The 9,572-nt window shown below is 70.2% G+C and carries 14 protein-coding genes; 7 read left to right on the top strand and 7 right to left on the bottom strand.

Annotation, left to right across the window (positions count from 1 at the left end; all coding sequences use genetic code 11):
- Positions 1 to 40 precede the first annotated feature (40 nt).
- On the bottom strand, positions 41 to 355 hold the full coding sequence (locus tag AB0A94_RS31330) for a DUF397 domain-containing protein (RefSeq protein ID WP_361749348.1): 315 nt from the start codon (positions 353 to 355) through the stop codon (positions 41 to 43).
- Positions 337 to 1,170 (bottom strand): helix-turn-helix transcriptional regulator, encoded by an 834-nt coding sequence (locus AB0A94_RS31325; protein WP_361749347.1) that lies wholly within the window; start codon positions 1,168 to 1,170, stop codon positions 337 to 339. Before AB0A94_RS31325 ends, AB0A94_RS31330 begins: the two co-directional genes overlap by 19 nt.
- 115 nt (positions 1,171 to 1,285) lie before the next feature.
- Here AB0A94_RS31325 and AB0A94_RS31320 point away from each other — a divergent pair, with 115 nt between their 5' ends.
- The 6 genes from AB0A94_RS31320 to AB0A94_RS31295 are packed head-to-tail and all read left to right on the top strand — an operon-like array spanning position 1,286 to position 4,276.
- On the top strand, positions 1,286 to 1,495 hold the full coding sequence (locus AB0A94_RS31320; protein WP_361749345.1) for a hypothetical protein: 210 nt from the start codon (positions 1,286 to 1,288) through the stop codon (positions 1,493 to 1,495).
- Positions 1,492 to 1,707 (top strand): hypothetical protein, encoded by a 216-nt coding sequence (locus tag AB0A94_RS31315; protein ID WP_361749344.1) that lies wholly within the window; start codon positions 1,492 to 1,494, stop codon positions 1,705 to 1,707. Before AB0A94_RS31320 ends, AB0A94_RS31315 begins: the two co-directional genes overlap by 4 nt.
- Positions 1,708 to 1,728: 21 nt before the next feature.
- Complete coding sequence (gene recO, locus AB0A94_RS31310) at positions 1,729 to 2,475, top strand: DNA repair protein RecO (protein WP_361749343.1); 747 nt, start codon at positions 1,729 to 1,731, stop codon at positions 2,473 to 2,475.
- Between the two features lie 39 nt (positions 2,476 to 2,514).
- The gene (locus AB0A94_RS31305; RefSeq protein WP_361749342.1) at positions 2,515 to 3,354 is read left to right on the top strand and encodes an isoprenyl transferase; all 840 of its coding nucleotides are present in this window, start codon (positions 2,515 to 2,517) and stop codon (positions 3,352 to 3,354) included.
- Positions 3,355 to 3,386: 32 nt separating this feature from the next.
- On the top strand, positions 3,387 to 3,917 hold the full coding sequence (locus AB0A94_RS31300; RefSeq protein WP_361749341.1) for a YcxB family protein: 531 nt from the start codon (positions 3,387 to 3,389) through the stop codon (positions 3,915 to 3,917).
- On the top strand, positions 3,914 to 4,276 hold the full coding sequence (locus AB0A94_RS31295) for a hypothetical protein (RefSeq protein ID WP_361749340.1): 363 nt from the start codon (positions 3,914 to 3,916) through the stop codon (positions 4,274 to 4,276). The genes AB0A94_RS31300 and AB0A94_RS31295 overlap by 4 nt, the downstream gene beginning before the upstream one ends.
- A 24-nt stretch (positions 4,277 to 4,300) precedes the next feature.
- On the opposite strand, the gene AB0A94_RS31290 is transcribed toward AB0A94_RS31295, so the two are convergent.
- From AB0A94_RS31290 to AB0A94_RS31275, 4 genes are all read right to left on the bottom strand, one after another.
- The gene (locus AB0A94_RS31290) at positions 4,301 to 4,723 is read right to left on the bottom strand and encodes a transcriptional repressor (RefSeq protein WP_361749339.1); all 423 of its coding nucleotides are present in this window, start codon (positions 4,721 to 4,723) and stop codon (positions 4,301 to 4,303) included.
- Positions 4,724 to 4,785: 62 nt separating this feature from the next.
- Positions 4,786 to 5,688, bottom strand: a complete 903-nt coding sequence (locus AB0A94_RS31285) for a metal ABC transporter permease (protein WP_361749337.1) — start codon at positions 5,686 to 5,688, stop codon at positions 4,786 to 4,788.
- Positions 5,689 to 5,693: 5 nt separating this feature from the next.
- On the bottom strand, positions 5,694 to 6,464 hold the full coding sequence (locus tag AB0A94_RS31280) for a metal ABC transporter ATP-binding protein (RefSeq protein WP_361749336.1): 771 nt from the start codon (positions 6,462 to 6,464) through the stop codon (positions 5,694 to 5,696).
- A gap of 23 nt (positions 6,465 to 6,487) precedes the next feature.
- On the bottom strand, positions 6,488 to 7,501 hold the full coding sequence (locus tag AB0A94_RS31275) for a metal ABC transporter substrate-binding protein (RefSeq protein WP_361749335.1): 1,014 nt from the start codon (positions 7,499 to 7,501) through the stop codon (positions 6,488 to 6,490).
- A gap of 160 nt (positions 7,502 to 7,661) precedes the next feature.
- Between AB0A94_RS31275 and AB0A94_RS31270 the strand changes: the two genes are divergently transcribed.
- Entirely contained in the window at positions 7,662 to 9,044 is a 1,383-nt protein-coding gene (locus AB0A94_RS31270; RefSeq protein WP_361749334.1) for a glycine--tRNA ligase, read from the top strand.
- Positions 9,045 to 9,085: 41 nt separating this feature from the next.
- On the opposite strand, the gene AB0A94_RS31265 is transcribed toward AB0A94_RS31270, so the two are convergent.
- Positions 9,086 to 9,343 (bottom strand): hypothetical protein, encoded by a 258-nt coding sequence (locus tag AB0A94_RS31265; protein ID WP_361749333.1) that lies wholly within the window; start codon positions 9,341 to 9,343, stop codon positions 9,086 to 9,088.
- Positions 9,344 to 9,572: the final 229 nt, after the last annotated feature.

Below are 9,572 nucleotides of genomic sequence, written 5' to 3'. Positions count from 1 at the left end.
AAGGCGACGCGGAGTGGAGCGCAGCGCAACGCAGCGCCCTTTACTCGGCTCGCGGAAGCACGACACTGACGAAGAAGCGAGTGGCCCCGACGGTGCGTATGAACTCCGTCCAGGCGGCCGACCCGACGACGATCACCGGTCCACCGTCCACCTTGCTGTCCCGGACGGGTACGACGCCGGGAAGTCCGTCGGCGGCTTCGACGCAGGCCTCGCCGCCGTCGCCGCCGCTGTAGCTGCTCTTGCGCCAGCGGGCGGCGCCGGGGAAGTCGTACGCGACCTCGACGCAACTGCCTCCGTTGCCGTCGCTGTACGTGCTCTTGCGCCAGTGGGCGTTGCTCAGGTCGTACTCGCGCATCGTCTGTGGTCCTTCGCGGCCGATTCGATCAGGGCCAGGGACGCTTCATGGGGCAGTGCGGTGGCCCTGAGCAGATCGTATGCCGAGCGCGTTCGCTTCACCACGGCAGGATCGTCGAGGAGATTCCCCGAATACACGGCTTCTCTATAGGCCGTTGGCGGTGCGTCGTCGAACTCCATGAGCACCACCATCCCGTTCATGAGCGCGTATGCCCCCGCCGAGTCGGGCAGTACCTGTACCACCACCGTCCGTGCCCGTACCAGCGCGGCCACATGCTCCAGCTGCTCGACCATGACGGTCGGCCCGCCGACGGGGATACGGAGCACGTTCTCGTGGAGGATCACCCAGTACACCGGGCGGGTGGCGTCCTTGAGGATCCGTGCCCGCTCGACCCGGCCGGACACCTTCTCCTCGATGAACTCATCCGTAGCGAGCGGGTTCATCGCCAGAGTGACGGCCCGCGCGTACTCCGGGGTTTGCAGTAGCCCAGGCGCCAGCGCCGGCGCGAACTCACAGATTTCCGTCGCCAGCGCTTCCAGCTCCGCCGCCTTCGCGAAGTAATCCGCATACCGCCGATCGTCAATCAGCTTCCTGCACAACCGCTCGAAAATACCGTCGGTTTGCAGTACCCCGTCAATCCGCTGTGCCACATCCAATTGAGGCTTGCGAATCGCCTGTTCGAACTGGCCGATGTAGCCGCCCGACACGAACACCCGCGCACCCAGTTCCACCTGCGTGAACCCCGCGTCCTCGCGTCGCCGCTTCAGTTCCGTGCCGAAGAACTCCCACGCCGCCTGACGCGAACCGTTGGCCATAACCAACCCCCTTGTGCTGACCCGCACTTGTAGCGCACAGCCTCCTGCCGAGTGTAGGTCTGACACGGCATTCTTGAGGTGCGAAGAGTGAAAACGGAAAAGCGAGGGGATCACCGTGGAGGCACGACACTCGGCGCTCTGCGTCGAAGAAGCGGAGGAAGTGGTGAAGGAATTGCGGGCGGCACTCGCGAAGGCCGGAATTTCCCTGCCGTCACTGGGGCTGGACCCGGTGAGTCTTGCGCGGGAGGCGCCCTGTCCACTCGTCGAACTGGGGCGGTGTTCCGTGGAGACCGCGCGGCGGATCGCGGCGGCGGTGGTGCGGTGAAGCCACCCGTCGGCGCGTATGTCGTGGACACCAGGACCGAGCGGATCGGCGTCGTCATGGGGCATGAGGGGCCCTACGTCCAGCTGAGACCGTACGGCGGCGGCCGGGAGTGGGACGCCGACCCCGGTGCCGTACGGCACGCCACGCCGGCCGAGCGGCTGCGCGCGGCGACGGCGTACGCCAATGCCCGGAGCCGGGGGGAGGTGCCGTGAACGTGGGCGACAATGGATGCCATGAGTCTGTTCCGCGACGACGGCATCGTGCTGCGCACCCAGAAGCTGGGTGAGGCGGACCGGATCATCACACTGCTCACGCGCGGTCACGGACGGGTACGCGCGGTGGCGAGGGGCGTGCGCCGGACGAAGTCGAAGTTCGGCGCGCGTCTCGAACCGTTCTCGCACGTGGACGTGCAGTTCTTCTCGAAGGGGAGCGAGCTGGTCGGGCGCGGACTGCCGCTGTGCACGCAGAGCGAGACGATCGCGCCGTACGGTGGCGGGATCGTCACCGACTACGCGCGGTACACCGCGGGCACCGCCATGCTGGAGACCGCCGAGCGGTTCACCGACCACGAGGGCGAGCCGGCGGTGCAGCAGTACCTGCTGCTGGTCGGGGCCCTGCGGACGCTGGCCCGGGGTGAGCACGCACCGCATCTCGTGCTCGACGCGTTCCTGCTGCGTTCCCTCGCCGTCAACGGGTACGCGCCCAGCTTCACCGACTGCGCGAAGTGCGGGATGCCCGGGCCGAACCGGTTCTTCTCGGTCGCGTCCGGTGGTTCCGTCTGTGTCGACTGCCGGGCGCCCGGCAGCGTCGTACCCTCACCGCAGGCCCTGGGGCTCCTCGGCGCGCTGCTTACGGGAGACTGGGAGACCGCGGACGCGTGCGAGGCGCGGTACGTCCGGGAGGGGAGCGGGCTGGTGTCCGCCTACCTGCACTGGCATCTGGAGCGCGGGCTGCGCTCGCTCCGGTACGTCGAGAAGTAAGCACGACACGGAACGTCAGCACGAGGAGACGAGAAGCACATGGTGGTACGCGGGTTCCTGGGGCGCCAGCGCCGGGAGTACAGGACGCCGGAGCCGCACCCCTCGGGCGCGCGGCCTCCGAAGATCCCCGGGGAGCTGGTCCCCAACCATGTGGCGATCGTCATGGACGGCAACGGGCGGTGGGCGAAGGAGCGGGGGCTGCCGCGCACCGAGGGGCACAAGGTCGGCGCCGAGCGGGTGCTGGACGTGCTCCAGGGCGGGATCGAGATGGGGGTCGGCGCGATCTCGCTGTACGCCTTCTCCACCGAGAACTGGAAGCGGTCGCCGGACGAGGTGCGCTTCCTGATGAACTTCAACCGGGACTTCATCCGCAAGTCCCGTGACCAGCTCGACGAGCTGGGGGTGCGGGTGCGCTGGGTGGGGCGGATGCCCAAGCTGTGGAAGTCGGTGGCCAAGGAGCTCCAGGTCGCCCAGGAGCAGACGAAGGACAACGACCGGCTGACGCTGTACTTCTGCATGAACTACGGCGGGCGCGCGGAGATCGCCGATGCCGCGCAGGCGCTCGCGGAGGACGTGAAGGCGGGGCGGCTCGACCCGTCGAAGGTGAACGAGAAGACGCTGCAGAGGTACATGTACTACCCGGACATGCCGGACGTGGACCTGTTCCTGCGGCCGAGCGGTGAGCAGCGCACGTCCAACTACCTGCTGTGGCAGAGCGCCTACGCCGAGATGGTCTTCCAGGACGTGCTGTGGCCGGACTTCGACCGCCGTGACCTGTGGCGGGCGTGCCTGGAGTTCGCCTCCCGGGACCGGCGGTTCGGCGGGGCGATCCCGAACGAGGAACTGCTGGCGATGAAGGGCGAGCAGCCCGGGAGCTGACGCCCGGACGCGGGACGTTAGGGTTCCGCCCCATGGATCACCAGGGGCGGGACATCGTTCAGGACAGGGGCACCGACGCCGTCGAGCTGGTCTACCGGCCGACGCGCGCCGACATCCTCCAGGGCATCCGGGTCCGCGCACGCGTGCGCGAGGTGGCGCCGGTGCGGTGGATGTTCGTCGTGCTGCTCACCGGGTTCGCCGCGTTCACCGCGCTCGGAGGGGCGGACGCCGCGGTGCTGACCGCGCTCTCGCTGCTGACCGCGGTCCTGGTCTGGGGCACGCCCCGGATCCAGGCCGGTCAGGTGCTCCGGGCCGTCTCGTGGCAGGGCGAGTACCGCGTCACGGTGACCGACGCCGGGATCACGGTCGAGACCGAGCACACGACGGTGGTGCAGCGCTGGACGCTGTTCCGCGGCTACCGCGAGACCCCCGAGCACCTGGTGCTGCTCAGCCGCGACCCGGGCATCCTGGTGCTGGGGGTCGAGCCCAAGCGCGGTCTGCGCGGCGAGGAGGACCTCCAGCGCCTGCGGGCCCTGCTCGACCGGCACCTCGCCCGCGTGTGACGGTCGCCCGTGCCGCCCGCGGGTGTGCGGCGGCCGTCGTCCTCGCCTTCGCGGGGCCGGCCGTGCTCCTCGCCTTCGGCAGCACGGTGGAGATGGAGTCCTTCCCGGGACTGCGGGAGAACCTGGCGCCGCTCGCCATGTACCTGCTGGTGTGCGCGGCGCTGCTCGCCGTCGGCGGGCTGGCGCTCGCGGGGCGGCGGTCGTACGCGGGGTGGGGCGTCGTCGTCGTCCTGGGCGCCCTCGCCGCGGTGCGGCTGTGGACGCTCGCGCCGATGCCGCACTGCTGGTCCCACGACAGCGTGGGCCGGAACGACGACGGCTCGTACTCCTGCGTGCACCGCGGCGACATGCTGCCCTGAAGGGGGACTGCCGTCGCCGCGGTCTCAGCCGGCGTGCGCGGCGGCCGCGCACTCCGCGCAGGTGCCGAAGATCTCGACCGTGTGGGCCACGTTGACGTAGCCGTGCTCCGCCGCGATGGCCTCGGCCCACTTCTCCACGGCCGGGCCCTCCACCTCCACCGCCTTGCCGCAGCTGCGGCAGACCAGGTGGTGGTGGTGGTCGCCGGTGGAGCAGCGGCGGTAGACGGACTCGCCGTCGGCGGTGCGCAGGACGTCGACCTCGCCGGCGTCGGCGAGGGACTGCAGCGTGCGGTAGACCGTGGTCAGGCCGACGGAGTCGCCCTTGTGCTTGAGCATGTCGTGGAGGTCCTGCGCGCTGCGGAACTCGTCCACCTCCTGGAGGCAGGCCGCCACAGCGGCACGCTGCCGGGTGGAGCGGCCCTTCACGGGCGGTCCTGCGGTCGTCACGGGGATGCCTCCTCATCTCTGGCCTCTGCCCGGGCCATTGTGCCAGCCCGGGCGGAGGGCAGTCAGGCGCCGACCGTGTCGCCGGCCTCGCGGCCGGCCGGAATGGCGCACTCGGCGGGGTCGCCGCCGGGTTGCGCGGCGGCCAGGGCCCGGGCGCGGCGGCGGGCCAGCGGGGCGGCCAGCGCGGTCAGCGCGATGAACGCGGCGATGGTCAGCAGCACGATCGTCGCGCCGGGCGGCACGTCCTGGTAGTACGAGGTGACCGTGCCGCCGATGGTCACGCTCACGCCGATCGCGACGGCGATCGCGAAGGTCGCGGCGAAGCTGCGGGTGAGCTGCTGGGCCGCCGCGACCGGCACCACCATGAGCGCGCTCACCAGCAGCAGGCCGACCACGCGCATCGCGACGGAGACCGTGACCGCGGCCGTGACCGCCGTGAGCAGGTTCAGGAACCGCACCGGCAGGCCCGTCACCCGGGCGAACTCCTCGTCCTGGCTGACCGCGAACAGCTGCCGGCGCAGACCGACGGTGATCGCGACCACGAACGCGGCCAGCAGGCAGATCGCGGTGACGTCGGACTCGGAGACCGTGGACAGGGAGCCGAAGAGGAACGAGGAGAGGTTCGTGGTGGAGCCGCCGGGGGCGAGGTTGATGAACATCACGCCGCCGGCCATACCGCCGTAGAAGAGCATCGCGAGGGCGATGTCGCCGCGGGTCCTGGCGTACCAGCGGACCAGTTCCATGAAGACGGCGCCGAGGACGGAGACCAGGGTCGCCATCCACACCGGGGACCAGCTGAGCAGGAAGCCGAGGCCGACGCCGGTCATGGCGACGTGGCCGATGCCGTCGCCCATGAGGGCCTGGCGGCGCTGGACCAGGTAGATGCCGACCGCGGGGGCGGTGATGCCGACCAGGACGGCGGCGAGCAGCGCCCGCTGCATGAAGGCGTAGTCGAGGATCTCCATCGGAATCAGCTCAGCAGTCCTGTGCGGATCGGTTCGGCGCCCGCCGGTGCGTGCGGGTGTACGTGGTCGTGGCCGGGCAGCGCGTGCTGGCCGACCGCCTCGGGGGGCGGGCCGTCGTGCAGGACGCAGCCGTCGCGCAGGACGACCGCCCGGTCGATCAGGGGCTCCAGGGGGCCCAGTTCGTGCAGGACGAGGAGGACCGTGGCGCCCTCGGAGACCTGGTGCCTCAGGGTTTCGGCGAGGACCTCCTGGCTGGCCAGGTCGACGCCCGCCATCGGCTCGTCCATGATCAGGAGTTCGGGGGCGGCGGCGAGCGCGCGGGCGATCAGGACCCGCTGGTGCTGGCCGCCGGAGAGGGCGTCGACGGAGTCCTTCGCGCGGTCCGCCATGCCGACCAGGTCCAGGGCGTGGCGCACGGCCTCGCGGTCGGCCTTGCGGAAGAGGCCGAAGCGGGTGCGGGCCAGACGGCCCGAGGAGACGACCTCGGTGACCGTGGCGGGCACGCCGCCGGCGGCGGTGGTGCGCTGCGGGACGTAGCCCACGCGCGCCCAGTCGCGGAACCGGTGCCGCGGGGTGCCGAAGAGTTCGATCTCGCCGGCGGTGACGGGCACCTGGCCGATGACGCTGCGCACGGCGGTCGACTTGCCGGAGCCGTTGGCGCCGAGCAGGGCGACGACCTCACCGTGGCGCACGGTGAGGTCGATGCCGCGCAGGACGGGGCGCGAGCCCAGCTCGGCGCGGACGCCGCGCAGGGAAATGACGGGCTCGGTCGTCATGCCGTCCTCCGGTGTCGCGTAGGTCACTTGGCTCCCAGAGCCGTCTGCAGGGCCTCGAGGTTGGCCTCCATGACCTGGAAGTAGTCGTCGCCGCGGGACTTGTCGGTGATGCCCTCGAGCGGGTCGAGGACGTCCGTCTTCAGTCCGGCGTCGCCGGCGAGGGTCTTGGCGGTCTTGTCGCTGACGAGCGTCTCGTAGAACACGGTGGTGACGCCGTCGGCCTTGGCCATCTTCTCAAGTTCCTTCACGCGCGCCCCGCTGGGCTCGGACTCGGGGTCCAGGCCGCTGATGGCCTCCTCGGTCAGGCCGTAGCGCTCGGCGAGGTAGCCGAAGGCGGAGTGGGTGGTGATGAAGACGTCGGTCTTCTTGTCCTTCAGGCCGGTCTTGAAGGTGGTGTCGAGCTCGTTCAGCTTCTCGACCAGGGCCGCGGTGTTCTTCTCGTAGTCGGCGGCGTGGTCCGGGTCGGCCTTCTCGAAGGCCTTGCCGACGCCCTCGGCGACCTCGGCGTACTTCACCGGGTCCAGCCAGATGTGGGGGTCCTGGCCGCCCTCGTGCTCGTGGCCGTGCTCGTCCTCGTGGCCGTGCTCCTCCTCGGCGTGCTCCTCCTCGGAGTGGCCTTCCTCGGCGTGCTCGTCCGCGTGGCCGCCGGCCTCGGTGCCGTGCTCCTCGAGGGAGGTCAGGGTCGCCGCGTCGATCTTCGTCTCGACCTCGGACTGGTCGACGGCCTCGTCGACGGTGGGCTGCAGGCCCTTGAGGTAGAGGGCCGCGTCGGACTCCTGGAGCTGCGCGGTCTGCTTCGCGCTGATCTCCAGGTCGTGCGGCTCCTGGCCGGGCTCGGTGAGGCTGGTGACGTTGACGTGCTCGCCGCCGATCTGCTCGGCGAGGAAGGCCATCGGGTAGAACGACGCGACGACGTCGAACTTGTCGGTGTTGCCCGCGGCGGCGCTGTCGGAGGAGCAGGCGGTCAGGGTGCCGAGACCGAGGGCGGTGACCGCGGCCAGGGCGGCCGCGGATATGTGGTGTCGTCGTACGTTCATGACACTCATTTTCAACAAATATGGAAACCGTTGTCAACAAAGCACGTGGGAGGCCTTGGGGGGCACCGAATTGGTCGAGGGGCAGGCCACGCCGGTAGCCTGAGGGCTTCGCTGGAAGCAATCTCGCTTCGTCGCCCGTCGTCGTAATGAAGAGAGCACCGTGGCCGCCGACAAGATCGACACCATCGTCAGCCTGAGCAAGCGCCGTGGCTTCGTATTCCCCAGTAGTGAGATCTATGGCGGCACGAAGGCCGCCTGGGACTACGGACCGCTGGGTGTCGAGCTCAAGGAGAACCTGAAGCGCCAGTGGTGGCGCTACATGGTCACCTCGCGCGAGGACGTGGTCGGTATCGACTCGTCCGTGATCCTGGCCCCGGACGTGTGGGTCGCCTCCGGCCACGTCGCCACCTTCACGGACCCGCTGACCGAGTGCACCTCCTGCCACAAGCGGTTCCGCGCGGACCACCTGGAGGAGGCGTACGAGGAGAAGAAGGGCCACGCCCCGGAGAACGGCCTGGCCGACCTCAACTGCCCCAACTGCGGCAACAAGGGCACCTTCACCGAGCCCAAGCAGTTCTCGGGCCTGCTCTCCACCCACCTCGGCCCGACGCAGGACTCCGGCTCCATCGCCTACCTGCGTCCCGAGACCGCCCAGGGCATCTTCACCAACTTCGCCCAGGTGCAGACCGCTTCGCGCAAGAAGCCGCCGTTCGGCATCGCCCAGATGGGCAAGTCCTTCCGCAACGAGATCACGCCCGGCAACTTCATCTTCCGCACCCGCGAGTTCGAGCAGATGGAGATGGAGTTCTTCGTCAAGCCGGGCGAGGACGAGGAGTGGCAGGAGTACTGGATGGAGCAGCGCTGGAACTGGTACACCGGTCTCGGCCTGCGCGAGGAGAACATGCGGTGGTACGAGCACCCGAAGGAGAAGCTCTCCCACTACTCCAAGCGCACCGCTGACATCGAGTACCGCTTCCAGTTCGGCGGCAGCGAGTGGGGCGAGCTGGAGGGCGTCGCCAACCGCACCGACTACGACCTCTCCGCCCACTCCAAGGCCTCCGGCCAGGACCTCGCCTACTTCGACCAGGAGGCTGGCGAGCACTGGACGCCGTACGTCATCGAGCCGGCGGCCGGTGTCGGCCGGGCGATGCTCGCCTTCCTGCTCGACGCCTACGTCGAGGACGAGGCGCCCAACGCCAAGGGCAAGATGGAGAAGCGGACCGTGCTGCGGCTCGACCACCGCCTGGCCCCGGTGAAGGTCGCGGTGCTCCCGCTGTCCCGCAACGCGGAGCTGTCGCCGAAGGCGAAGGGCCTGGCGCAGGCGCTGCGGCAGAACTGGAACGTCGAGTTCGACGACGCCGGCGCCATCGGCCGCCGCTACCGCCGCCAGGACGAGATCGGTACGCCGTTCTGCGTGACCGTCGACTTCGACACGCTGGACGACAACGCGGTGACCGTGCGCGAGCGCGACTCCATGAAGCAGGAGCGCGTCTCGCTCGACCAGATCGAGGGGTACCTGGCGGCCCGCCTGATCGGCGCGTAGCCGCTGCGCGGGCTCACCCCGAGGCCCCCGGCCCGGATCACTCAGTGGTCCGGTACCGGGGGCCTCGTCGTGGACGCCCGTCGGTTCGACGGGTCCACCGTCGCCTGGTGCTCCTCCGCCAGGTGTTCCTCCGCCAGGTGCTTCTGCGCCTTGGCCCACGGGAGGAACCGGGCGCCTCCGAGCCAGCCGCACGTGTCACACCGGATCGTCCGCTGTACGCCGGTGCGTTGGAGGCGTACGACGTGTTCACGGCCGTGCAGGTCCCAGCGGCTGACCTTGCTCGTGTCGATCTGCGGCATGGCTCCTCCGGGGTCCGGGTGGGGTGTCGTCGTTCTACTGCCCCGGATCGGGGGCGGCAAGGACCGTGAGGCGAGGGCGACATCGCGCGGCCGCGTGGCCGTGGGCCGGGGGCGGATCGCGCAGTCCGGCGCTTGCGGGGTGCCTCCCCCGCTCCCGGCCGCGCTCGAGCGGGGGGACCCCCATCGCCCACCCGTGCCGCCCCGCGGCACGATTGTCCGCGGGAGCGGG

The organism is Streptomyces sp. NPDC044984, assembly GCF_040646935.1.
In the GTDB taxonomy this organism is placed as follows: domain Bacteria; phylum Actinomycetota; class Actinomycetes; order Streptomycetales; family Streptomycetaceae; genus Streptomyces.
This window is presented reverse-complemented; position numbering and strand designations above follow the sequence as displayed.